This window comes from Pseudomonas sp. NPDC089569, assembly GCF_050280625.1.
Classification (GTDB): domain Bacteria; phylum Pseudomonadota; class Gammaproteobacteria; order Pseudomonadales; family Pseudomonadaceae; genus Aquipseudomonas.
Window position 1 is genome coordinate 158,892 of the sequence record NZ_JBNNVQ010000003.1, and the last position, 23,956, is coordinate 182,847.

Sequence of the window (23,956 nt, forward strand, 5' to 3'; positions counted from 1 at the left end):
TACCTGTCACCAACGACTCAAGCGAGTGCTGCAGGTTTGACTAAAATCATTAATTGAGCAGGGTTCCAGAGCCACCGGTCAGCGCTTTGCCATCATTTGCAAGCGCCCCAGTCCGCGACCTCGACATCAGGGAGTAGCGCGGCCTGAATTGATCTGGTAAGTTCGCCCGCTTGCAGCCGCAGGGCCGGCGGGCGTCGGTGATGGAATAATCCTGCGCAGATGGATTACAAGAGTAGAGGCGGTCTATTTCATGTCCACCCAAGCAAAGCAACAAGCGAATCAGACAATCAGCGGCTTTGAGCCCTATGTTCAGAAAGCAGGCGAAGAGTACATGGGCGAGCCCATGCGCAAGCACTTCACCAAGGTTCTGAATCAGTGGAAAAAAGAGCTGATGGAAGGTGTCGACAAGACCGTGGATCACATGAAGGACGAAGCGGCCAACTTCCCCGACCCGGCAGACCGTGCCAGCCAGGAAGAAGAATTCGCCCTCGAACTGCGTGCTCGCGATCGTGAACGCAAGTTGATCAAGAAGATCGACAAGACGCTTCAGTTGATCGAAGACGAAGAGTACGGCTGGTGTGAATCCTGCGGCATCGAGATCGGCGTCAAGCGCCTTGAAGCGCGCCCTACTGCGGATCTGTGCATCGACTGCAAGACCCTGGCGGAAATCAAGGAAAAGCAAGTCGGCAAATAATTGCGACTTGAACGAAGAACGGAGCGTGCGAACGCTCCGTTTTTGTTTCTGATGTTTTTTTGACTTTAAATGCATTCATGACCGCCATTCCCTCCTCGTCCTACATCGGACGTTTCGCCCCCACACCCAGTGGCCATCTGCATTTCGGCTCGCTGGTTGCCGCACTGGCCTCGTACCTCGACGCGCGCTCGGCGGGTGGGCGCTGGCTGATGCGAATGGAGGACCTTGATCCACCCCGTGAAGTACCCGGCGCCCAGGCGGCGATCCTCAAGGCCCTGGAAAGCTACGGTTTCGAGTGGGATGGCGAAATGGTTCGCCAGAGCGACCGTCACGACGCCTACGCCGAGGTGCTCAACCGCCTGTTCAATCAAGGGCTGGCTTACGCCTGCACCTGCTCGCGCAAACAATTGGAACCGTATCACGGCATTTATCCGGGGCTGTGCCGCAATCTCGGGCATGGCACTGAGAACGCTGCGATTCGCCTGCGGGTTCCCGAAGTGGAATATCACTTCACCGACCGTGTTCAAGGCCAGTATCGCCAACATCTGGGCCGGGAAGTCGGTGATTTCGTGATACGCCGCCGCGACGGACTCTACGCCTATCAATTGGCGGTGGTGCTCGACGATGCCTGGCAAGGCATTACCGATGTCGTGCGTGGCGCCGACCTGCTGGACTCCACGCCACGCCAGCTCTACCTGCAAGAGCTGCTGGGCCTGCGACAGCCACGCTACTTGCACATTCCATTGATTACCCAGCCTGATGGCAACAAACTTGGCAAATCCTACCGTTCACCTCCGTTGACCGAGGGACAGGCCACACCGTTATTGCTGCGAGCCTTGCGTGCGCTGGGGCAGACTCACGGTGCGGAACTCAATGACGCCACGCCCCGGGAAGTTCTGGACTGGGGCATCGTCCACTGGGATGCGAGCCTGATCCCGCGAACACTGAGCCTGCCCGAGGCGCAACTGCAGTGATGGTGCTTGCAGTGGCGCGCCCATCCGTTACCATCGCCGCACGTTTTCGGGCACGCGCATAAAGAAGAGAGGCCGGGATGTACATCTATCGCTTGGTCCTGCTCCTGGTAGTGGGGATATATCTGTTCTCCCCAGCCATCATGGATTGGTGGATCGACGCCACTGGCGCCTGGTATCGCCCTTATCTGCTCTGGCTGATCCTGATTGTCGTGACCTTCATCCTGCAGAGCCAAAAAGATGCCGATGAGCTTTAGCCTGACCCAGATGATCCTGATCAGTGCCGCGTACCTGGCGGTGCTGTTCGGTGTGGCCTGGGTCAGCGAACGGGGCATGATTCCCCGGGCGATCATTCGCCACCCGCTCACCTACACCCTGTCGCTGGGCGTCTATGCCAGCGCCTGGGCGTTCTACGGCACCGTGGGCCTGGCGTATCAATATGGCTACGGCTTCCTGTCCAGCTACCTTGGGGTATCCGGGGCATTCTTGCTGGCACCGGTGTTGTTGTATCCGATCCTCAAGATCACGCGCACCTATCAATTGTCGTCCCTGGCGGATCTTTTCGCCTTTCGTTTCCGCAGTACCTGGGCCGGGGCGCTGACCACCATTTTCATGCTGGTCGGGGTACTGCCGCTGCTGGCGTTGCAGATTCAGGCGGTGGCCGACTCCATTGGCATCCTTACCCGCGAGCCGGTACAGCATCGCGTAGCCTTGAGTTTCTGTGCCCTGATTACGCTGTTCACCATTTTCTTCGGCTCCCGGCACATCGCCACCCGTGAAAAGCATGAAGGGCTGGTGTTCGCGATTGCTTTCGAGTCGGTGATCAAGCTGATCGCCATCGGCAGCGTCGGCCTGTACGCCCTGTATGGCGTTTTCGATGGCCCGCAACAACTGGAATTGTGGCTTCTGCAAAACCAGACGGCCCTCGCCGCGCTGCATACGCCGCTGCAGGAAGGCCCGTGGCGCACGCTACTGCTGGTGTTTTTCGCCTCGGCAATCGTGATGCCGCACATGTATCACATGACCTTCACGGAAAACCTCAATCCGCGCTCCCTGGTCAGCGCCAGCTGGGGCTTGCCCCTGTTCCTGCTGCTGATGAGCCTGGCGGTACCGCTGATTCTCTGGGCGGGGCTGAAACTCGGCGCCACGACCAACCCGGAATATTTCACACTCGGCATCGGCATCGCCGCCAACAGCCAGGCCCTGGCGCTACTGGCTTACGTCGGTGGCCTGTCTGCCGCCAGCGGCCTGATCATTGTCACTACCCTCGCGTTGTCGGGAATGGCCCTGAACCACCTGGTTCTACCGCTCTACCAGCCACCGGCGGAAGGCAATATCTATCGCTGGCTGAAGTGGACCCGCCGAGCGCTGATCGTCGCGATCATCATGGCCGGCTACGGTTTTTACCTGTTGCTGGGCGCAGAACAGGATCTGGCCAACCTCGGCATCGTCGCGTTTGTTGCGACCCTGCAATTCCTGCCGGGTGTCTTGTCGGTCCTGTACTGGCCGACCGCCAATCGCCGCGGTTTCATCGCCGGCTTGCTGGCAGGGATCCTGGTATGGCTGGTCACCATGCTGCTGCCACTGGTCGGCAATTTGCAGGGTTTCTACATTCCGCTGCTGAACATGATCTACGTGCTGGACGACACCAGCTGGCACATGGCGGCGATCGCCTCGCTGGCGGCCAACGTACTGACATTCACCCTGATTTCACTGTTCACCAACGCCAGCACCGAAGAGGCCAGCGCCGCCGAAGCCTGCGCCGTGGATAACGTGCGCCGTCCGCAACGCCGCGAGCTGCACGCAGCTTCTCCTCAGGAGTTCGCCACGCAGCTGGCCAAACCGCTGGGGGCCAAGGCTGCACAGAAGGAAGTCGAACAGGCCCTGCGCGATCTCTATCTGCCATTCGACGAGCGCCGCCCCTACGCTTTGCGTCGCTTGCGCGACCGTATCGAAGCCAACCTCTCCGGCCTGATGGGCCCCAGCGTGGCCCAGGACATGGTCGAGACATTCCTGCCTTATAAGGCCGGTGGCGAAAACTATGTCACCGAGGACATCCACTTCATCGAAAGCCGCCTCGAAGACTACCATTCGCGCCTGACCGGCCTGGCCGCCGAACTCGATGCCCTGCGCCGCTACCACCGCCAGACCCTGCAGGAACTGCCGATGGGCGTTTGCTCACTGGCCAAGGACCAGGAAATCCTCATGTGGAACAAAGCCATGGAGGAACTGACCGGAATCGCCGCACAGCGAGTCGTTGGCTCACGCCTGAGTACCATTGCCGACCCCTGGAAGGAACTGCTGCAAGGCTTCATCAATGTCCCGGACGAGCACTTGCACAAGCAACACCTGACGCTCGACGGCCAGACCCGTTGGCTGAACCTGCATAAAGCGGCGATCGACGAACCGCTTGCACCGGGCAATAGCGGCCTCGTACTGCTCGTGGAAGACCTGACCGAAACCCAGATGCTCGAAGACAAGCTGGTGCATTCCGAACGCCTGGCCAGCATTGGTCGCCTGGCGGCCGGTGTGGCACACGAAATCGGCAACCCGATCACCGGTATCGCTTGTCTGGCGCAGAATCTGCGCGAAGAGCGGGAAGAAGACGGCGAACTCACGGAAATCAGCGGCCAGATCCTCGAACAGACCAAACGGGTATCGCGCATCGTGCAGTCGCTGATGAGCTTTGCCCACGCCGGCAGCCACCAGCACAGTGACGAGCCCGTGTGCCTGGCAGAAGTTGCCCAGGACGCTATCGGACTGCTGGCACTGAACCGGCGCAATTTCGAAGTGCAGTTCTACAACCTGTGCGACCCCGAACACTGGGTCGAAGGCGATCCACAACGACTCGCCCAGGTTTTGATCAACCTGCTCTCGAACGCCCGCGATGCATCACCTCCGGGCAGTGCGGTACGCGTCAAGAGCGAAGCCGGCGAACACACGGTCGACCTGATCGTGGAAGACGAAGGCAGCGGCATTCCATCGAGCATCATGGACCGATTGTTCGAACCCTTCTTCACCACCAAGGACCCAGGTGAAGGTACCGGTCTGGGCCTTGCACTGGTCTATTCCATCGTTGAAGAGCATTATGGACAAATCACCATCGACAGCCCGGCTGATGTTCAGAGCCAACGCGGCACCCGTATCCGGGTGACTTTACCGCGTCATGTCGAAGCGACGTCCGCTGTGAACTGAGACCGTCGAGAGTATCGAATCAATGCCTCACATTTTGATCGTCGAAGACGAAACCATTATCCGCTCGGCCCTGCGCCGCCTCCTGGAACGCAATCAGTACCAGGTCAGCGAAGCCGGCTCAGTGCAGGAAGCACAAGAACGCTTCACCATTCACACCTTTGACCTGATCGTCAGTGACCTGCGTCTGCCCGGCGCACCCGGCACGGAATTGATCAAGCTCGGCCAGGGCACTCCGGTGCTGATCATGACCAGCTACGCCAGCCTGCGCTCCGCCGTGGACTCGATGAAGATGGGCGCGGTGGACTACATCGCCAAGCCTTTCGATCACGACGAAATGCTCCAGGCCGTTGCGCGGATCCTGCGCGACCGCCAATCGGTACAGGCCGGTGCCGAACCGGCGACCGGCAAGGTCGCCAACGGCGGGGCTAAAGCGGGTAACGACAACAGCAATGGCGAGATCGGCATCATCGGCTCGTGCCCACCGATGCAAGACCTGTACGGCAAGATCCGCAAGGTTGCGCCGACCGACTCCAACGTATTGATCCAGGGCGAGTCCGGCACAGGCAAGGAATTGGTGGCACGCGCACTGCACAACCTGTCCCGACGCGCCAAGGCGCCGATGATCTCGGTGAACTGCGCGGCCATTCCGGAAAGCCTGATCGAGTCCGAGCTGTTCGGCCACGAGAAAGGCGCGTTTACCGGTGCAAGCGCCGGGCGCGCCGGCCTGGTGGAAGCCGCGGATGGTGGCACCCTGTTCCTCGATGAAATCGGCGAACTGCCACTCGAAGCCCAGGCACGACTGCTGCGGGTACTGCAGGAAGGTGAAATTCGTCGCGTCGGCTCGGTTCAATCGCAGAAAGTCGATGTGCGCCTGATTGCCGCGACACACCGGGATCTCAAGAACCTGGCAAAGATCGGCCAGTTCCGTGAAGACTTGTACTATCGCCTTCACGTGATTGCCCTGAAGTTGCCGGCCCTGCGCGAGCGTGGCGCTGACGTCAACGAAATCGCCAACGCGTTCCTTGCACGTCAAAGCGCGCGGATCAATCGTACCGATCTGAAATTCGCCCCGGATGCAGAACAAGCCATTCGTCACTACTCCTGGCCGGGTAACGTTCGTGAGCTGGAAAACGCTGTCGAGCGTGCCGTGATCCTGTGTGAGAGCCCGGAAATTTCCGCGGAACTGCTGGGTATCGATATCGAGCTGGGCGACCTGGAAGATGACGAATTCATCGGCTTGCCCCCACAGCAGGGCACCAGCAGCGCCAGTAACAACAACCACGAACCGACTGAAGACCTGTCACTGGAAGACTACTTCCAGCATTTCGTGCTCGAGCATCAGGACCACATGACCGAAACCGAACTGGCCCGCAAACTCGGAGTCAGCCGCAAATGCCTGTGGGAGCGCCGTCAGCGCCTGGGCATTCCACGTCGCAAGAGCGGGGTCGCCAGCGAGAGCTGAACCATGCCTGTCTGAAATGTGGGTAACACGTGACATTGTGAAAAAACTGTTACCTCAGATTTTTCACGTAACAGAAGCCGGGGCTTACGGTAACGAAACCCCGGCTTTTTTTCGCCCCCAAATTGCCTGACCATGCACCTAACCCCTTGTTTTACTGGGCTTTGCAAAAGTTGGCACGCACCCTGCTATATGTTTGGTACAAGAACAATAACAAGCAATGCACAAGACAATAAAAATAAGACGTATCGACTCACGCAAAATAAAAACAAGACGGCGAGAGGCGCAGCTAACTGATTGTTTTGGAGAGGCGTTGTATTTGGGGCTTGCCCCACGACCAGGCCGAGAACAACAAAAAACTGTCTTAAGACAGAGCCTGTACTGGTTGGATCGCGAGATCACTGCAACACAGCGACCAAAGCAATCCGTTTGCTCTTGGCTCCCGATTGGGAGGGTCATGAAGGAAAGCTTCATGACAAGGGCGCTCAACAAAAACAAGAAGCCCGAAACCAATAACAAAAATAGAGCATGCAACTACTTCTTGGGGAGCTTCGGCTCCCCTTGTAGTTTCTGCGATCCCGTGTAGGAGCGAGCACGCTCGCGAAGAAAACTACAGGCACCGCTAATTACCGCGTAAACGTTCACCTCCATCGCGAGCATGCTCGCTCCTACAGCGTCCTACACCATCCCCTGACTAAATGCTAGAATCCCCGCCCATCATGCGGTCATTCTTCGTGTTGGCCGAACATTCCTTCAAACAGTGCATCCCATGCTGAAGAAGCTGTTCCAGTCATTCCGTACTCCCCTGCGTCGTACGCAACACATTCGCAGCACGCCTGAAGTGCTCAACAGCGGCCAGCATTCGCTGCAAAAGGCGCAATTCAGCCGCTACGCGGTCAACATCGTCGAACGCCTGCAGGGCGCCGGTTACCAGGCCTATCTGGTCGGCGGCTGCGTGCGCGACATGCTGCTGGGCATCACACCCAAAGACTTCGACGTCGCCACCAGCGCCACCCCTGAACAAATCAGGGCCGAATTCCGCAACGCGCGGATCATTGGTCGCCGCTTCAAACTGGTGCACATTCACTTTGGTCGCGAGATCATCGAAGTCGCGACCTTCCGCGCCAATCACCCGCAAAACGAAGAAGAGGAAGACAGCAACCAGTCTTCTCGCAACGAGAGCGGGCGCATTTTGCGCGATAACGTCTACGGCACCCTTGAGGAAGATGCGCAACGTCGCGACTTCACCATCAACGCCCTTTATTACGATCCGGTCAGCGAGCGCATCCTCGACTACGCCAACGGCGTCCACGACATCCGCAATCATTTGATCCGTCTGATCGGTGACCCGAAACAACGCTATCAGGAAGACCCGGTGCGCATGTTGCGGGCCGTACGCTTTGCGGCGAAGCTGGATTTCGGCATCGAAAAACACAGCGCCCTGCCTATTCGCGACCTGGCACCCTTGCTGCGCGAGATTCCCGCAGCCCGCCTGTTCGAAGAAGTGCTCAAGCTATTCCTCTCGGGACATGCCGCGATCACTTTCGAGATGCTGGTCGACCTGCAATTGTTCGATCCATTGTTCCCGGCCAGTGCCGAGGCGCTGGAATACAACCCGACCTACACCCATACATTGATCAGCGAAGCCTTGATCAACACTGACCTGCGGATCAAACAGAACAAGCCCGTGACGCCGGCATTCCTGTTTGCCGCCCTGCTGTGGCCTGCCCTGCCCGCTCGCGTGCTGCGCCTGCAGGAACGAGGCATGCCACCGATTCCTGCGATGCAGGAAGCCGCACATGAGCTGATCGCTGAACAATGCCAGCGCATTGCAATTCCAAAGCGCTTTACCATGCCGATTCGCGAGATCTGGGACATGCAGGAGCGCTTGCCACGGCGCAGCGGCAAACGTGCCGACCTGCTGCTGGACAATCCTCGGTTCCGCGCCGGTTACGACTTCCTGCTGCTGCGTGAGAGCGCCGGCGAGCAGACCGATGGCCTTGGCGAATGGTGGACCGATTACCAGGATGCCAACGACAGTGAACGTCGCGACATGATCCGCGACCTCAGTGGCAAGGACGAAGGCACCGGTGCGCCACGCAAACGTCGCCGCAGCGGCAGTTCCAAGCGCAAGCGAGACGCGGGCGTTTCGAGCGGTACAGGCGAGTAATCCATGGAGCGCATCTACATCGGCATGGGCAGCAATCTGGCGGCTCCCGCCGAACAGTTGCACAACGCCGTTGCCGCCCTGGCACAACTGCCTCGATCCGAACTGGTTGCAGTTTCTTCGTTTTATCAAAGCGACTCGCTACTGCCCGGCCAACCGCGTTACACCAACGCCGTTGCGGCCCTGGACAGCACACTCGCGCCACTGGACTTGCTCGATGCGCTGCAAACCATCGAAAACGACCAGGGTCGCGAGCGCCTGGAGCGCTGGGGACCGCGCACACTGGATCTCGATATCCTGCTGTTCGGCGACAGACTGATCGACGAACCCCGCCTCAAGGTTCCGCACTATCACATGCAGGAACGCGCTTTCGTCCTGTACCCATTGGCGGAACTGGCCCCGGCGAACCTGCGTCTGGCCGACGGCCGTTCACTGGAAGAATTGCTCAAGGCGTGCCCGTTCGTCGGGCTGGAGCGCCTGCCCCCAAATTGACGCGATTCCCTTGTGGGAGCGAGCCTGCTCGCGAACGCGGCAGTACATTCAATATTGATATGGACTGACACACCGCCATCGCGAGCAGGCTCGCTCCCACATTGATTTGCGACTTCTCCTACAGAAATTGCTGAAACGCATCAGTTACCCCGGTAACACCGGCCCCGTAACAATGCGGTAACACACTTGATTGACTTCCCGAGTTCTCCTCACGACTATAGGCGTCCCGCTGCCGTCATTACGGCACACAAGGGCGCAATCCAGGCCTTATAAGCACGACAAAAGACCGTGCGCCTGAGTAGATGACGAATCACGCGCGTTACTCGCAGTAGTTTCCATGGCGCCTGAACGAGGATTTTTTGACATGCCAGCCATCACCCTGACCACGCTCCAGAGCCTCAAGCAGAAAGGTGAAAAAATCACCATGCTGACCTGCTATGACGCGACCTTCGCCCACGCCTGCAATCAGGCTGGCGTCGAAGTGCTGCTGGTGGGCGACTCCCTCGGCATGGTTCTGCAAGGTCACGACAGCACCCTGCCGGTCACCACCGCCGAAATGGCCTACCACGTGGCTGCCGTCAAGCGTGGTAATACCGATGCCCTGATTCTCGCCGACCTGCCATTCATGGCTTACGCCACCACCGAACAAGCTATGACCAACAGCGCCCTGTTGATGCAGGCCGGTGCCCACATGGTCAAGATCGAAGGTGCGTTGTGGCTGGCCGAATCGATCCGTCTGCTCGCCGAGCGCGGCATCCCGGTCTGTGCGCACCTTGGCCTGACACCGCAATCGGTGAACATGCTCGGTGGTTACAAAGTCCAGGGGCGCAATGAAAACCAGGCACGGCAGATGCGCGCCGATGCGATTTCGCTGGAGCAGGCCGGCGCGGCCATGCTGCTGCTCGAATGCGTGCCGACCGAATTGGCCGAGGAGATCACCCAGGCGGTGAGGATTCCGGTGATCGGCATCGGCGCCGGTCATCGCACCGATGGCCAGGTACTGGTCATGCACGACATGCTGGGGCTGTCCATTTCCGGTCGCGTGCCAAAATTCGTAAAAAACTTCATGGCCGGCCAAGAGAGCATCCATGGTGCCCTGAGCGCCTACGTCACTGAAGTCAAAGCGGCGACCTTCCCTGGCATCGAACACGGATTCTCTGCATGAACACCGTAAAAACCGTACGCGAACTGCGGGCCGCCGTCGCCCGTGCCCGCAATGAAGGCAAACGCATCGGCTTCGTGCCGACCATGGGCAATTTGCACAGCGGCCATGTCGCGCTGATCACCAAAGCCACCCAACGGGTGGATTTCGTGGTCGCGAGCATCTTCGTCAATCCGTTGCAGTTCGGTGCCAACGAAGATCTCGACAAGTACCCGCGAACCCTTGCAGCCGATCAGGAAAAATTGCTGGAGGCCGGTTGCGACCTGTTGTTCGCGCCAACCGTTGAAGAGATGTACCCCGACGGCATGGCCGGACAGACCCGCGTCAGCGTTCCGCAACTGTCCGAGGGACTGTGCGGCGCCAGCCGCCCGGGACATTTCGAAGGCGTCGCGACGGTGGTCAGCAAGCTGTTCAACATGGTCCAGCCGGATCTGGCGATTTTCGGTCAGAAAGACTTCCAGCAACTGGCCGTGATTCGTGCTCTGGTTCACGACCTGAACATGCCGATCCAGATCATTGGTGAACCGACTGTTCGCGCGGCCGATGGCCTGGCGCTTTCATCGCGCAACGGCTTTCTCAGCCAGGAGCAGCGCGCCGTGGCGCCGGTGGTGTATCGCACACTGAGCGAAATCGCCGAGTCGATCAGGCAAGGAGAGCGTGATTTCCCGGCGCTGATCCGCGCGCAGTTGCAGCAACTGGAATCGGCAGGCCTGCGCCCGGACTACCTGGAAATTCGCCATGCCCTGACCTTGCGTCCGGCGACGGCGCAAGACCGGGACCTGGTGATCCTGGTGGCCGCCTTCCTTGGCACCACGCGGTTGATCGACAACCTGCATCTGAATCTCGATACACCGGTCTAAACACCACCAAAACCTGTAGGAGCGAGCCTGCTCGCGATGAGGGAATGTCAGTCAACATTTTTGTTGGCTGACAGTCTGCTATCGCGAGCAGGCTCGCTCCCACAAGCGTATGCACCACGGGCAACCTGCCCGCCATTCGATTTCAACCTGGGAAACACTCATGCACGCCATCATGCTCAAAGCCAAGTTGCATCGCGCCGAAGTCACCCACGCTGTACTCGATTACGAAGGTTCTTGTGCCATTGACGGCGAATGGCTGGATTTGTCCGGCATCCGCGAGTACGAACAGATCCAGATCTACAACGTCGACAACGGTGAACGCTTCACCACCTACGCCATTCGTGGCGAAGAAGGTTCGCGCATGATTTCGGTCAACGGTGCCGCCGCGCACAAGGCCAAGGTCGGCGATCGCGTGATCATCTGTGCTTACGCGCATTACAGCGAAGCCGAACTGCTCAACTTCAAGCCACGTATGCTTTACATGGCACCGGGCAACGAACTGAGCCACACCAGCAATGCCATTCCGGTCCAGGTCGCCTGATAAACACCTGTCTCGCCTCCGTTTGTCGGACTGTTCGCGGTTTGGATGTAAAAAAGTACTGGAGACAGGTCAGACAAACTCAAGACAGAACATTGCGCGGGGTTTACTGTATTCGCCCTGCGCCATGAATTCGTGTCGACGCAGTTGACCGGACGCCTACCCGTAGCGCTCCGGGAATTTCAGTGTTCAAAAGGCCGTTCAAGTAAAAAGGAAACCCGAAGCGATGGCGTATTACCGTACCCCTCACGACGTTACCGCTCTGCCCGCCTGGCAAGCGTTGAATGACCACCGCCAAGCCATGCAGGATTTCAGCATGCGCGAGGCCTTCAATGCCGACCCGCAGCGCTTTGCCCAATTCACCCTCAGCAGCTGCGGCCTGTTTCTCGACTACTCGAAAAACCTGATCAACGCCCAGACCCGCGATCTGCTGGTGGGCCTGGCCAACGAAGTCGACCTCAAGGGCGCGATCAAGTCGCTGTTCGACGGCGAAATCGTCAACGCCTCCGAAGGTCGCCCGGCCCTGCACACGGCTCTGCGCCGCCCGGTCGGCGACAAACTGTCGGTCAACGGCGTCAACGTGATGCCGGAAGTCCACAAAGTCCTGAACCAGATCACCGACCTCGTTGGCCGTATCCACGATGGTCTGTGGCGCGGTTATACCGAAAAGCCGATCACCGACGTGGTGAACATCGGCATCGGTGGCTCGTTCCTGGGCCCCGAGCTGGTTTCCGAAGCGCTGCTGTCCTACGCCCAGAAAGGCGTGCGTTGCCATTATCTGGCGAACATCGACGGTAGCGAGTTTCACGAGCTGGCCATGAAGCTGCGGGCCGAGACCACGCTGTTCATCGTCTCGTCGAAATCCTTCAACACCCTCGAAACCCTGAAAAACGCCCAGGCTGCACGGGCCTGGTACCTGGCCCAGGGCGGCTCGGAAGCCGAACTGCATCGTCACTTCATCGCGGTGTCGAGCAACAACGCCGCGGCCGTGGCGTTCGGTATCCGCGAAGAAAACATCTTCCCGATGTGGGACTGGGTGGGCGGGCGTTACTCGCTGTGGTCGGCCATCGGCCTGCCCATCGCCCTGGCCATCGGCATGTCCAACTTCAAGGAGCTGTTGTCCGGCGCCTACACCATGGACCAGCACTTCCAGAGCGCGCCGTTCGAACAGAACATGCCGGTGCTGCTGGCCTTGCTCGGTGTCTGGTACGGCAACTTCTGGGGCGCGCAGAGCCACGCGATCCTGCCGTACGACCATTACCTGCGTAACATCACCAAGCACTTGCAGCAGCTGGACATGGAGTCCAACGGCAAGAGCGTGCGTCAGGACGGCACGGCCGTCTCCACCGACACCGGCCCGGTCATCTGGGGTGGCGTCGGCTGCAACGGCCAGCACGCCTACCACCAGTTGCTGCACCAGGGCACCCAACTGATTCCGGCGGACTTCATCGTGCCGATCGTCAGCTTCAACCCGGTCGCCGACCACCACCAGTGGCTGTACGCCAACTGCCTGTCGCAAAGCCAGGCACTGATGCTCGGCAAGACCCTGGCCGAAGCCGAGGCCGAATTGCGCGACAAAGGCCTGAGTGAAGCCGAAGTGCACAGGCTCGCGCCGCACAAGGTCATTCCGGGCAACCGCCCGAGCAACACCCTGGTGGTCGAGCGCATCAGCCCGCGCCGCCTGGGCGCGCTGGTGGCGATGTACGAGCACAAGGTCTTCGTGCAAAGCGTGATCTGGGGCATCAACGCCTTCGATCAGTGGGGCGTGGAGCTGGGCAAGGAACTGGGCAAAGGCGTTTACAACCGCCTGGTCGGCAGCGAGGAAGCACCCGCCGAAGACGCCTCGACCCAGGGGCTGATCAACTACTTCCGTGGTCGTCACCGCGGGTGATCTAAGGCCACATTGCTATCCCTGTGGGAGCGAGCCTGCTCGCGATTGCGGTTTGTCAGTCAACGTTGATGTTGATTGACCCAACGCTATCGCGAGCAGGCTCGCTCCCACAGTTGTTTTGTTTACGACTTGAACCTATCGACCTCTCGGCGCATCTTTATCCTTGTCGCAAAACAAGACCAAGGAACCGTCATGTTCGATATCAGCACGTTCCCCAAAGCCGATGCCATCCGCCGGGCTGCACAGCTGAGTCAAGACGACTACCATCGTCTGTACCGCGAATCCATCGAACATCCCAGTACGTTCTGGGCTGAACAAGCCACCCGTTTTCTCGACTGGAGCGCCCCTTGGGACACAGTCCAGCGCTACAACCTGAAAACCGGCGAGGCCAGCTGGTTTGCCGGTGGCCAGTTGAATGTCAGCTACAACTGCATCGACCGGCACCTGGACAAACGAGGCGATCAGACCGCAATCATCTGGGAAGGCGACGATCCCGCCGAATCCGCGCAAATCACCTATAAAAAACTGCATCACAACGTTTGTCGCCTGGCCAACGTGCTCAAGAGCCGAGGCGTGAAAAAAGGCGACCGGGTGTGCATCTACATGCCGATGATCCCGGAGGCAGCCTACGCCATGCTCGCCTGCACGCGCATTGGTGCCATTCATTCAGTGGTGTTCGGCGGTTTTTCTCCCGATTCCTTGCGCGATCGCATACTCGATGCCGACTGCCGAACCGTCATCACCGCCGACGAAGGTGTGCGCGGCGGCAAGTTCGTCCCGCTCAAACAAAACGTCGATAAAGCCCTGCAGAGTTGCCCGAACGTCAGTACCGTGGTCGTGGTCGAGCGCACGCAAAATCAGGTGAACTGGGTCGAAGGTCGCGACCTCTGGTATCACCAGGCGCTGCGCGACGCCAGTGACGACTGTCCGCCCGTACCGATGGATGCCGAAGACCCACTTTTCATCCTCTACACCTCCGGCAGTACCGGCAAACCCAAAGGTGTCATGCACACCACTGGCGGCTACCTGCTGCAAGCGGCGATGACATTCAAATACGTGCTCGATTACCGCGATGGCGAAGTCTTCTGGTGCACCGCAGATGTGGGCTGGGTGACCGGCCACAGCTACATTGTCTACGGGCCGCTGGCCAATGGCGCCACCACGCTGATCTTCGAAGGCGTGCCCAGTTACCCGAACACCTCGCGTTTCTGGCAGGTGATCGACAAGCACAAGGTCAATATTTTCTACACCGCGCCAACTGCCCTGCGCGCCCTGATGCGTGAAGGCCCCGAACCGCTGAAGGAAACGTCCCGCTCCAGTCTCAGACTGCTCGGCAGTGTCGGTGAACCGATCAACCCGGAAGCCTGGGAATGGTACTTCCATGCGGTCGGCGAAGAACGTTGCCCCATCGTCGATACCTGGTGGCAAACCGAAACCGGCGGCATCATGCTCAGCCCGTTGGTGAGTGCACAACGGATCAAACCCGGCTGCGCCACACAACCGATGTTCGGCGTGCAACCGGTACTGCTCGATGAACAGGGCAGAGAAATCAAGGGCGCCGGCAGCGGTGTGCTGGCCATCAAGTCCAGCTGGCCGGCGCAGATCCGCAGTGTCTACGGTGATCCGCAACGAATGATCGACACCTACTTCAAGCCTTACCCCGGTTATTACTTCACCGGGGACGGCGCGCGCCGTGACGAGGATGGCGACTACTGGATCACCGGCCGCATCGACGATGTGATCAACGTATCCGGACACCGCATCGGCACCGCCGAAGTGGAAAGCGCCTTGGTGCTGCACGACAGCATTGCCGAGGCTGCCGTGGTCGGCTACCCCCACGATGTCAAGGGCCAGGGCATCTACGCCTTTGTCACCGCCATGAACGGCGTCGAGCCCGGGGACGAGTTGAAGAAAGAGCTGCTGGCGCTGGTCAGCAAGGAAATCGGCAGTTTCGCCAAGCCGGACCTGATTCAGTGGGCTCCCGCCTTGCCCAAAACCCGTTCGGGCAAGATCATGCGCCGTATTCTGCGCAAGATCGCCTGCAACGAACTCGACAGCCTGGGCGATACGTCGACCCTGGCCGATCCGAGTGTGGTGCAGGGGCTGATCGACAAACGCCTGAACCCGTAACGCACGGCCCCTGTAGGAGCGAGCAAGCTCGCGATGAACGTCGACGCGCCGCATATATTCAGGAAAAACGCATTATCGTTAGCGACCATCGCGAGCATGCTCGCTCCTACAGAAATACAGAGTCACCATGGAATTCATCAGAAGCCGCATCGAAACCCAAATCATGAGCCTGACCGGCCTGTCCCTGGGCAAGCTCGACCTGGAAAATCCCAAGGGCGATCCCGGCCTGTTCGGTCCGGACTCGGTGAGCTGGCAAGTACACGGCGACTTCAGCAGCATGCTCATCGGCGGCATCAGCGCATTGATGCTTCAGGCCCTGCACCCGCTGGCATTGGCGGGCGTGTGGGACCATTCGAATTTTCGCGAAGACATGCTTGGCCGCCTGCGCCGTACCGGTCAATTCATCTCCGGCACCACGTTCGGTTCACGCCGGGATGCCGACTGGCTGATCGAGAAGGTCCGCACCATTCACCTGCAGGTCACCGGCACAGCGCCGGACGGTCGCCCTTACGCCGCCAGCGATCCCGACCTGCTGACCTGGGTGCATGTGGCCGAAGTCAGCAACTTTCTCGCTGCGCATTTGCGCTATCGCAATCCTCATTTGTCGCTGGTCGATCAGGATCGCTACTACGCAGAAATCGCGCTGGTCGCCGAACGCCTGGGCGCCCGGGATGTACCCCGCTCCCGACAGGCAATTGCCGATTATCTTGAGCACATCCGGCCGCAGCTACAGTGCGACGAACGCAGCCGCGAAGTACTGCGCCTGTTACTGAATGCTCCGTCTCCGAGTCGTCTCGCCAAGCCGTTCGGCGGTCTGATGATGCAGGCCGGAATCGACCTGCTGCCGGACTGGGCCAGTGATTTGCTTGGGGTCAGCCAGAGCCCGCTGCAACGCAAGCTGATCCGCGCCAGCGTCAATCGCAGCGCGCCCATGCTGCGCTGGACGGTGCGCAACGGTTCGGTACAGCGGGCAAAGCGCCGCATGGGCCTGCCGACCTGATGCCTGACCTGTAGGAGCGAGCACGCTCGCGATGGACGTAAACGATGATGCGGGGATCCTGGTGCCCCATGGCGCCCTTTCGTTCATCGCGAGCATGCTCGCTCCTACAAGCTGTTAAACTCCCGCGCCCCCATTCTTTCCTGCAAGGCGCCCAGCATGTCTTCCTTGAACCAGGCGCTGCGCGCCGCCCTCGAACGTCGCCAGGACCTGCTGGCCGAACTGCATCGCCAAGGCACCGATTGCTATCGCCTGTTCCACGGCAGCCAGGAAGGCGCAGGAGGGCTGACGATCGACCGTTATGGCCCGCAACTGATGGTGCAGAGCTTTCACCAGTCGCTGGAGCGCGAGACGCTGCTGCAACTGCACGAAATCATCAATCAGCAGTTGGGGTTTGAAACGTTACTGGTCTACAACGACCGCTCCCGTGGCAACTCGCGCATCGACCGTACAGACAGTGTCTACCGCGCAGACGAAGCCGCCCTGCAGGACCTGGTCGGACACGAGTGGGGACTCAATTATCGGGTTCGCGGGCGTCACGCCGGACAAGACCCGTTGCTGTTCCTGGATCTGCGCAACACTCGCGGCTGGGTCAAGGATCACAGCAAGAACAAGCGTGTACTGAATCTGTTCGCCTACACCTGCGGTGTAGGTCTGAGCGCAGCGGCCGGTGGCGCCAGTGAGGTATGCAACCTGGACTTCGCCGAAGGCAACCTGGCGGTGGGTCGCGAAAACGGCCTGCTCAATCCGCATTTGCCGACCATGGAATTCATCCAGTCCGACTACTTCCCGGCCATCCGCCAGTTGGCCGGGCTGCCCATCAGCCAGCGTCGCGGGCAAAAACTGCCGAGTTATCTGCGACTGGAACAACGCCAGTACGACCTGGTGCTGCTGGATCCGCCGGCCTGGGCCAAGAGCGCCTTCGGCACTGTGGACCTGTTGCGCGACTACCAGAGCCTGCTCAAGCCCGCGCTATTGACCACCGCTGACAATGGCGTGCTGATCTGCTGCAACAATCTGGCAAAGGTCAGCATGGACGACTGGCGCGAGCAGGTTTTGCGTTGTGCAGAAAAAGCCGGGCGACCGGTTCGTGAATGGACGGTGATGAAACCCGCCGCAGACTTCCCGTCGATGGATGAGCAACCGCCGCTGAAAACCCTGATCTTGCAGCTCTGAGCGATGTAGGAACAGTCCGAAAGATCCTCAATGGAGCGATTGCTTCGGAACCGCAATCGCGTGCCATACTCCAAGGCACTCCGATTCAAACAGATGAAGCCGCACATGCCCAAAGGATTGATTCGCGCCGTCGGCGCCTTGTTGACTGCTCTGGCCCTCTACAGTCTGCTGGGCTTTCTGATACTGCCGGGCATTGCCTTGCGTGTGGCCAATCAGCAACTGGCCAACTATGCCACCACACCGGCTTCCCTCCAGCGGATCGAACTCAACCCCTTCAGCCTCGAAGTGACCCTTTGGGGCTTGAACATCGGTGAGCCCGGCAAGGAACAGGTCGGCTTCGAACGCCTGTACGCCAACCTGCAACTCGACAGTCTCTGGACCAAGGCGTTGCATATAACGGCCATCGAACTGGACAAACCCAAGACCGAAATCCTCTTCGGCAAGGACGGCAAGCTCAACCTGCTCGGCCTGTTCAAGCTGCCACCCAGCGAGCCGACGCCGACTGACCCCAACGCCAAGCCTTTTCCGTTGCGCATGGACAGCATCAAACTGGTCGGTGGTGCCGTGCACTTTCAGGATGATCGCCCGAGCGAACCCATCGAATTCCTCTACGACAAACTCGACTTCGAGCTGAAGAATCTCAGCACCCTGCCCGAAGACAGTGCCGATATGACGTTGGTGGCTATCGGACCAAACGGCGGGCAGATCGACTGGAGCGGGAATTTCAGCCTGATTCCGCTTGCCTCCGAAGGGAAACTGAAAGTCACCGACGGCAAGATGAAAGCGTTTTGGCCCTACGTGCGTGATGCCGTACCACTGGACCTGGAAACGGGTGTCTTCAGTCTCAGTACCGATTACAAGCTCAACCTAGCCAAGGATACCGAGCTGCTGCTGAACAACGTCGCCGTCAGTATCGCCCCGTTCTCCATCAAGGCACCCAATGGTCGTCCATTGGCAAGGCTTGAGCGACTGGATGTCAGCGACACCACCGTGGATCTGGCCAAACAGCAAGTGGTGGTCGGCAAGATCCGCAGCCACAAGCTGGAAACCTGGGCCGCGCTCGAATCCGATGGCCAGCTCGATTGGCAAAAACTGTTCGCCAGCCAACCTGCCAAACCGGCCGCGAAAGCCAAAGCGGAACCACCGACGACTCCCGCGGCAGCGGATTCACCGAAGCCTGCACCTGCGGCACCGGGAAAACCCTGGCAAGTCCTGCTCAATGATGTGCAACTGCGTGATTACCAGGTGCACCTGGCGGACCGCAAGGCGCAACCCGCCGTAGCGTTGGAGCTGGGGCCGCTGAATCTCGATCTGCAGAAGTTCGACAGCCTCAACGGCTCACCTTTCACGCTCAAGCTCGACACTGGCGTGGGCAAGCAAGGCAAGCTGCTGGCCGAGGGCGAGGTCAATCTGGCCCCGGTCAGCGCCCGGCTTAAGGTCCAGACCAGGGACATCGACCTGCGTGTCGCCCAGTCATACATCACCCCGTTCATTCGCCTCGAACTGCGCAGCGGCATGTTGGGCAGTGATCTTGCGGTAGACCTCAAGAGCACCGAGCCGCTGGCACTTGCCGTCACAGGCCGCGCCCAGGTCGATCAGTTGCATACCCTGGACACCCTGAAGACCCGTGACTTCCTCAAGTGGCAGCAGGTGGTGGTCGAAGGCCTGAACTATCAGCATGGCGACAGCCTGTCGATTGACAGGATCAACCTGCAACAGCCCTATGCGCGCTTCATGATCAACGATGACCGCACCACCAACATCGACGACCTGCTGATCCCGCAAGCGGCCGACTCCGGCAGCAAAACCGCCGCCAAACCCGCTGCCAGCCAAGGCAAGCCATTGGGCATTCATATCGGCGCGATCGTGATCAACGACGGTTCGGCGAACTTCGCCGACTTCAGCCTGACCCCCAACTTCGCCACAGCCATCCAGCAACTCAACGGCCAGATCGGCACCATCGACAGCCGCCAGGCAAAACCCGCCAGCGTCGACGTCAAGGGTAAGGTCGACCGTTATGCACCGGTGACCATCAAGGGCTCGGTCAATCCGTTCGACCCGCTGGCCAGCCTCGACATCGCCACCAGTTTCAAACGCGTGGAACTGACCACACTGACCCCCTACTCGGGCAAGTTCGCCGGCTACCGCATCCGCAAGGGTCGGCTCAATCTGGACTTGCATTACCAGATCACCCGCGGCCAGCTCAAAGCCGAAAACAAGGTCGTGGTCGAACAGCTGCAACTGGGGGAAAAAGTCGACAGCCCCGACGCTGTGAGCCTGCCGCTGAAACTGGCCATCGCCCTGCTCAAGGATGTCGATGGCAAGATATCCATCGAACTGCCGGTCACCGGCGACCTGAACAACCCGCAATTCAGCATCATGCCGATTGTCTGGCAAACCCTGCGCAACCTGATCGTCAAGGCGGCCGCCGCGCCCTTCAAACTGATCGGTGGGCTGGTGTCCGGTGGTGGTGCGGATGACCTGGGCAGCGTGTCGTTCGCGCCGGGTTCAAGCGATCTGAGCAAGGACGCCGAGGCGGCGCTGGACAAGTTGTCCAAGGCGCTCAAGGAACGCCCGGCCCTGCGTCTGGAAATCGAAGGCACGGCTGCCAAAAGCAGCGACGGTCCTCTGATCGCCGAGCAGCGTCTGGAGCGCGAGTATCAGTACAACTACTACAAGATGCTCCAGCGTCGTGGTGAGAAGGTTCCGGCCCAGGCCTCGATGCTGGACGTTCCGGACAACGAAAAAGGTCCGCTACTGGAAGGCATCTACCGTACCCGCCTCAAGGCTCAACCGCCCGCCGAATGGAAGGATCTGGGCAAGGAGGAACGCACGAACAAGATGCGCGCAGGCGTGATCGAGTCCTGGAGCTCCAGCGAGGCTCTGCTGCGCCAGCTGGGTCAGGACCGCGCCAGCAGCATCAAGGACTATCTGGTCGACAAGGGCCAGCTTGCCGATGATCGCGTCTACTTCATCGACGCCCAGTTGGGCGAAGCGGAAAAGGACGGCAAGGTTGTAACGTCCATGCACCTGGACGCCGACTGATGGGTAGACGGCTGCTGCTCGCACTGGCGCTCGCATTGACGGCGAGCCAGGTCCGGGCAGCGGATACCTTGCGCTGCGGCAGTCAACTGATCAGTGTCGGTGACCGATCGAGCGAAGTGCAGCATAAGTGTGGCGAGCCGGTCAGTCGCGATCTGTTGGGCTACAAACGCAGTGCCAACCGACAGGAAGAATTTCAAGTCGAGGAATGGACTTACGGCCCCACTGGCGGGATGTACCACTTCTTGCGCTTTGAAGGTAATCGTCTGGTGCAGATCACCAGCAAGCGCGGTAACTGACTCAGCCTTGCCCCTATGTGAACCCCCACAGGATTTTGCCGGGCTCAAATAGAACAGGCCCCGGCACGAATGTCGGGGCCTGCAATGGCCATTTTTTTAGGCCGTTCGCATGAACGCGTCAGAAGCGGTAGACGTATGACCCGGCCCGTCTACCGCGTCTTCTCCCGGTCCAGGCGAGAAGTCTTGCCTTATTCGGCTTCCAGGCCATCAGCGGAGACCGCCTTCACGCCTTTGATTTTCTTGGTGATCGACACGGCAGTTTCTTTCTGAGCCTTGGTTAGCATCACGGTAGACGACAGGGACACGACGCCTTTGTTGGTTTCAACTTTGATGTCAGTGCCAGGAATGCCTTTTTCGGTCATCAGGTCGCTTTTGACTTTGGTGGTGATCCAGGTATCGGAAGTGGCTTCCTTGGCCTTGGTCATTTCACCTGCCGCCAGGGTCATTGGCGCCTGAGTGGCTTGAGTCTGCGCAAACACGGCGTTGGTCATAGCAAGAGTCAGCGCGGTTGCGGCAGCGGCAGCGATAGCGAACTTCTTCATACGAGTAACTCCTGTTTTTCTGGAAAGTCTGCCGGATGTCATTTCGGCAGGGTTACTGGAGATATAGCGAACGCTGTGCCAACTTTTCCACTAATAAAAAATTGTTAAATTTCAATCAGTTATCGTAAATGCAAATTTTCGGAATCATGCAAAATGCATGAGTGGACGCAATTCTGCATGCAAGTTGCAGGTTAATGGAAAGTTCCTAAGTGCATGAATTTTTTAAACTTTCCTTTTCAATGTCGGCGCAATATCAACCGGCAACCTGTAGGAGCAAGTATGCTCCTACAAATCCCTTAACTGAACAGCATTACGGTCAGGGCGGGGCTGCCGAAATCACACCTCAACCCGCAGAACCGCTGCAACCTTTAGGTACATAGTCTTGCTGGGCAGTGCTTGCACACGACCATCCCGCATTGACGTCCCGGGTCAGGGTTATGGTTTTGCCCTGTACGGATCCTGGAGCAGATTGCAATGTACAAACAATGGAGCCCGCGCCCGTGGAGGCGGTCCCCGTCACTGCCAGTACACAGTTGCCGGTAGCGTTCCCGCCCCCCGGCACCACGTTCCCCGTCGCCGGTGTATCGCCCTGATTGATGACATCCTCGAACGGAACCTTCATGGCGGATATCTCTGCCAACCCCGCCGTGACCTTTGCTCGCGCCTGGTACTTCGAATAGGCGGGTATCGCAAACGTCGCCAGAATCCCGATGATCGCCACCACGATCAGCAGCTCGATCAGGGTAAAACCTTTTTGTGTATTCATAGGCAGCCTCCATGCATGAGTTGAAATCTCATGATCCGACTGTGCCTCAGCACGACCCGTGCCAAGCCCTTCGCCCCCGCCAGGCAGGGTGAGCGACCACATCAACGCCTTGTCCTGGTTCCAGAATCCGCACTATCTGACACTTTTTGTCACCCAGCCGCCGCTGGTTGGGTGCCGTCAGTTGACTAGGCTATAAGTCACTCACCGACTTCCCCCGAGGAACGCATCGGCACATTCACAATCTATGAGCGGGTCGATTGCGAATACCGCAACGGCGGCATTCACCTGGGCCCGCACAAGACCATGCAAGGCCTCACCCACCTCGAAGAATTCAATCGGCTCACCAGGGACAGAATATGGCGGTCAAAGCAGCAAAAATCAGCGTATATGCCTGGGAAGGCACTGACCGCAAAGGCACGAAAGTCACCGGTGAGCTAAGCGGCCAGAATACGGCGCTGATCAGGGCACAACTGCGCAGACAAGGCATCAATCCCGGCAAGATTCGCAGGAAAACCACCTCGCTGTTCAGCATGGGTTCGCGCATCAAGGCCCAGGACATCGCCCTGTTCACGCGCCAGATGGCGACCATGATCAAGGCTGGCGTGCCGTTGTTGCAGTCATTCGACATCATCGCCGAAGGCTTCGATAACCCGGCCATGCGCGCGCTGGTGGACGAGATCAAACAGGAAGTCGCGGCAGGCAACAGCCTGGCCGCCGCCCTGCGCAAAAAGCCTCGTTACTTCGATGACCTCTACTGCAGCCTGGTGGATGCCGGCGAGCAGGCTGGCGCCCTGGAGACCCTGCTGGAGCGAGTGGCGATCTACAAGGAAAAGAGCGAGGGACTCAAGGCCAAAATCAAGAAAGCCATGACCTATCCGCTGGTTGTGGTCTTTGTCGCGATCATTGTGAGCGCGATTCTGCTGGTCAAGGTCGTGCCGCAGTTCCAGTCGATTTTCCAGGGCTTCGGCGCCCAATTGCCCGCCCTCACCGTGATGGTCATCAGCCTGTCGAAATTCATGCAGGCCGGTTGGTGGATGATGATCGGCGGGCTGCTCGGTGCGTTCCTTGCGGTGCGCCATGCCCTCAGGACTTCGCAGGGATTTCGCGACCGTTCGGACACCTGGCTGCTGAAACTGCCACTGGTGGGCAAACTGATGTACAAATCCGCCGTGGCCCGCTTCGCTCGCACCCTCTCGACTACATTTGCCGCCGGCGTGCCCTTGGTGCAAGCCCTGGAATCGGTGGCGGGCGCCACCGGCAATGTCGTGTTCAAACGCGCAGTGCTGCGTGTCAGACAAGACGTTTCGACAGGCATGCAGTTGAATTTTTCCATGCGCACCTGCGGCATCTTTCCGAACATGGCGATCCAGATGACGGCCATCGGTGAAGAGTCCGGTGCTCTGGATGACATGCTCGACAAGGTTGCGCAATTCTACGAGGACGAGGTGGACAACATGATCGATAACCTCGGCAGCCTGATGGAACCATTCATCATGGTGGTGCTGGGTGTTATCGTCGGCGGCCTGGTGGTTGCGATGTATCTGCCCATCTTCCAACTCGGTGCAGCGATCTGAC

Annotated in this window: 19 protein-coding genes; 17 read left to right on the forward strand and 2 right to left on the reverse strand. The window is 59.3% G+C overall.

Annotated features, from left to right (window positions below):
* The first annotated feature begins 250 nt into the window (after window positions 1-250).
* From dksA to ACQKP2_RS03150, 16 genes are all read left to right on the forward strand, one after another.
* Window positions 251-694 (forward strand): RNA polymerase-binding protein DksA, encoded by a 444-nt coding sequence (gene dksA, locus ACQKP2_RS03075; protein WP_046815673.1) that lies wholly within the window; start codon window positions 251-253, stop codon window positions 692-694.
* Between the two features lie 77 nt (window positions 695-771).
* The gene (gluQRS, locus tag ACQKP2_RS03080) at window positions 772-1,668 is read left to right on the forward strand and encodes a tRNA glutamyl-Q(34) synthetase GluQRS (RefSeq protein ID WP_427574269.1); all 897 of its coding nucleotides are present in this window, start codon (window positions 772-774) and stop codon (window positions 1,666-1,668) included.
* A 77-nt stretch (window positions 1,669-1,745) separates the two neighbouring features.
* Window positions 1,746-1,922, forward strand: a complete 177-nt coding sequence (locus ACQKP2_RS03085; protein WP_003176118.1) for a hypothetical protein — start codon at window positions 1,746-1,748, stop codon at window positions 1,920-1,922.
* Window positions 1,906-4,860, forward strand: a complete 2,955-nt coding sequence (locus ACQKP2_RS03090; protein ID WP_427574270.1) for a sensor histidine kinase — start codon at window positions 1,906-1,908, stop codon at window positions 4,858-4,860. The genes ACQKP2_RS03085 and ACQKP2_RS03090 overlap by 17 nt, the downstream gene beginning before the upstream one ends.
* Before the next feature lie 22 nt (window positions 4,861-4,882).
* A complete protein-coding gene (locus ACQKP2_RS03095) occupies window positions 4,883-6,322 on the forward strand; it encodes a sigma-54-dependent transcriptional regulator (RefSeq protein WP_427574272.1) in 1,440 nt (479 codons plus the stop codon).
* 766 nt (window positions 6,323-7,088) lie between these two features.
* On the forward strand, window positions 7,089-8,489 hold the full coding sequence (locus ACQKP2_RS03100) for a polynucleotide adenylyltransferase PcnB (protein WP_427574274.1): 1,401 nt from the start codon (window positions 7,089-7,091) through the stop codon (window positions 8,487-8,489).
* A gap of 3 nt (window positions 8,490-8,492) precedes the next feature.
* Window positions 8,493-8,978, forward strand: a complete 486-nt coding sequence (gene folK, locus ACQKP2_RS03105; protein WP_427574276.1) for a 2-amino-4-hydroxy-6-hydroxymethyldihydropteridine diphosphokinase — start codon at window positions 8,493-8,495, stop codon at window positions 8,976-8,978.
* 364 nt (window positions 8,979-9,342) lie between these two features.
* Window positions 9,343-10,143: a 3-methyl-2-oxobutanoate hydroxymethyltransferase gene (panB, locus tag ACQKP2_RS03110; RefSeq protein WP_427574277.1), complete on the forward strand. Its 801-nt coding sequence runs from the start codon at window positions 9,343-9,345 to the stop codon at window positions 10,141-10,143.
* The gene (panC, locus tag ACQKP2_RS03115; RefSeq protein WP_427574279.1) at window positions 10,140-11,000 is read left to right on the forward strand and encodes a pantoate--beta-alanine ligase; all 861 of its coding nucleotides are present in this window, start codon (window positions 10,140-10,142) and stop codon (window positions 10,998-11,000) included. The genes panB and panC overlap by 4 nt, the downstream gene beginning before the upstream one ends.
* 160 nt (window positions 11,001-11,160) lie before the next feature.
* On the forward strand, window positions 11,161-11,541 hold the full coding sequence (gene panD, locus ACQKP2_RS03120) for an aspartate 1-decarboxylase (protein WP_003228271.1): 381 nt from the start codon (window positions 11,161-11,163) through the stop codon (window positions 11,539-11,541).
* A 223-nt stretch (window positions 11,542-11,764) separates the two neighbouring features.
* Complete coding sequence (pgi, locus tag ACQKP2_RS03125) at window positions 11,765-13,429, forward strand: glucose-6-phosphate isomerase (protein ID WP_427574281.1); 1,665 nt, start codon at window positions 11,765-11,767, stop codon at window positions 13,427-13,429.
* A gap of 192 nt (window positions 13,430-13,621) precedes the next feature.
* The gene (acs, locus tag ACQKP2_RS03130) at window positions 13,622-15,559 is read left to right on the forward strand and encodes an acetate--CoA ligase (protein ID WP_427574283.1); all 1,938 of its coding nucleotides are present in this window, start codon (window positions 13,622-13,624) and stop codon (window positions 15,557-15,559) included.
* A gap of 127 nt (window positions 15,560-15,686) precedes the next feature.
* Window positions 15,687-16,559: an oxygenase MpaB family protein gene (locus tag ACQKP2_RS03135; protein ID WP_427574285.1), complete on the forward strand. Its 873-nt coding sequence runs from the start codon at window positions 15,687-15,689 to the stop codon at window positions 16,557-16,559.
* Between the two features lie 156 nt (window positions 16,560-16,715).
* Window positions 16,716-17,732: a class I SAM-dependent rRNA methyltransferase gene (locus ACQKP2_RS03140; RefSeq protein WP_427574286.1), complete on the forward strand. Its 1,017-nt coding sequence runs from the start codon at window positions 16,716-16,718 to the stop codon at window positions 17,730-17,732.
* A 93-nt stretch (window positions 17,733-17,825) separates the two neighbouring features.
* Window positions 17,826-20,777, forward strand: coding sequence for a DUF748 domain-containing protein (locus ACQKP2_RS03145; RefSeq protein WP_427574305.1), 2,952 nt, complete (start codon window positions 17,826-17,828; stop codon window positions 20,775-20,777).
* Window positions 20,777-21,073, forward strand: a complete 297-nt coding sequence (locus ACQKP2_RS03150; protein WP_427574288.1) for a DUF2845 domain-containing protein — start codon at window positions 20,777-20,779, stop codon at window positions 21,071-21,073. The genes ACQKP2_RS03145 and ACQKP2_RS03150 overlap by 1 nt, the downstream gene beginning before the upstream one ends.
* A 188-nt stretch (window positions 21,074-21,261) precedes the next feature.
* On the opposite strand, the gene ACQKP2_RS03155 is transcribed toward ACQKP2_RS03150, so the two are convergent.
* Together ACQKP2_RS03155 and ACQKP2_RS03160 are read right to left on the reverse strand one after the other, a co-directional pair.
* Window positions 21,262-21,615: a BON domain-containing protein gene (locus tag ACQKP2_RS03155; protein WP_427574289.1), complete on the reverse strand. Its 354-nt coding sequence runs from the start codon at window positions 21,613-21,615 to the stop codon at window positions 21,262-21,264.
* Window positions 21,616-21,958: 343 nt separating this feature from the next.
* Entirely contained in the window at window positions 21,959-22,381 is a 423-nt protein-coding gene (locus ACQKP2_RS03160) for a pilin (protein WP_427574290.1), read from the reverse strand.
* 356 nt (window positions 22,382-22,737) lie between these two features.
* Between ACQKP2_RS03160 and ACQKP2_RS03165 the strand changes: the two genes are divergently transcribed.
* A complete protein-coding gene (locus ACQKP2_RS03165; RefSeq protein WP_427574291.1) occupies window positions 22,738-23,955 on the forward strand; it encodes a type II secretion system F family protein in 1,218 nt (405 codons plus the stop codon).
* Window position 23,956: the final 1 nt, after the last annotated feature.

Excerpts from the sequence above, each read along its gene's own strand:
- dksA (WP_046815673.1), top strand. The coding sequence starts at position 251 with ATGTCCACCCAAGCAAAGCAACAAGCGAATCAGACAATCAGCGGCTTT.
- gluQRS (WP_427574269.1), top strand. The coding sequence starts at position 772 with ATGACCGCCATTCCCTCCTCGTCCTACATCGGACGTTTCGCCCCCACA.
- ACQKP2_RS03085 (WP_003176118.1), top strand. The coding sequence starts at position 1,746 with ATGTACATCTATCGCTTGGTCCTGCTCCTGGTAGTGGGGATATATCTG.
- ACQKP2_RS03090 (WP_427574270.1), top strand. The coding sequence starts at position 1,906 with ATGCCGATGAGCTTTAGCCTGACCCAGATGATCCTGATCAGTGCCGCG.
- ACQKP2_RS03095 (WP_427574272.1), top strand. The coding sequence starts at position 4,883 with ATGCCTCACATTTTGATCGTCGAAGACGAAACCATTATCCGCTCGGCC.
- ACQKP2_RS03100 (WP_427574274.1), top strand. The coding sequence starts at position 7,089 with ATGCTGAAGAAGCTGTTCCAGTCATTCCGTACTCCCCTGCGTCGTACG.
- folK (WP_427574276.1), top strand. The coding sequence starts at position 8,493 with ATGGAGCGCATCTACATCGGCATGGGCAGCAATCTGGCGGCTCCCGCC.
- panB (WP_427574277.1), top strand. The coding sequence starts at position 9,343 with ATGCCAGCCATCACCCTGACCACGCTCCAGAGCCTCAAGCAGAAAGGT.
- panC (WP_427574279.1), top strand. The coding sequence starts at position 10,140 with ATGAACACCGTAAAAACCGTACGCGAACTGCGGGCCGCCGTCGCCCGT.
- panD (WP_003228271.1), top strand. The coding sequence starts at position 11,161 with ATGCACGCCATCATGCTCAAAGCCAAGTTGCATCGCGCCGAAGTCACC.
- pgi (WP_427574281.1), top strand. The coding sequence starts at position 11,765 with ATGGCGTATTACCGTACCCCTCACGACGTTACCGCTCTGCCCGCCTGG.
- acs (WP_427574283.1), top strand. The coding sequence starts at position 13,622 with ATGTTCGATATCAGCACGTTCCCCAAAGCCGATGCCATCCGCCGGGCT.
- ACQKP2_RS03135 (WP_427574285.1), top strand. The coding sequence starts at position 15,687 with ATGGAATTCATCAGAAGCCGCATCGAAACCCAAATCATGAGCCTGACC.
- ACQKP2_RS03140 (WP_427574286.1), top strand. The coding sequence starts at position 16,716 with ATGTCTTCCTTGAACCAGGCGCTGCGCGCCGCCCTCGAACGTCGCCAG.
- ACQKP2_RS03145 (WP_427574305.1), top strand. The coding sequence starts at position 17,826 with ATGAAGCCGCACATGCCCAAAGGATTGATTCGCGCCGTCGGCGCCTTG.
- ACQKP2_RS03150 (WP_427574288.1), top strand. The coding sequence starts at position 20,777 with ATGGGTAGACGGCTGCTGCTCGCACTGGCGCTCGCATTGACGGCGAGC.
- ACQKP2_RS03155 (WP_427574289.1), bottom strand. The coding sequence starts at position 21,615 with ATGAAGAAGTTCGCTATCGCTGCCGCTGCCGCAACCGCGCTGACTCTT.
- ACQKP2_RS03160 (WP_427574290.1), bottom strand. The coding sequence starts at position 22,381 with ATGAATACACAAAAAGGTTTTACCCTGATCGAGCTGCTGATCGTGGTG.
- ACQKP2_RS03165 (WP_427574291.1), top strand. The coding sequence starts at position 22,738 with ATGGCGGTCAAAGCAGCAAAAATCAGCGTATATGCCTGGGAAGGCACT.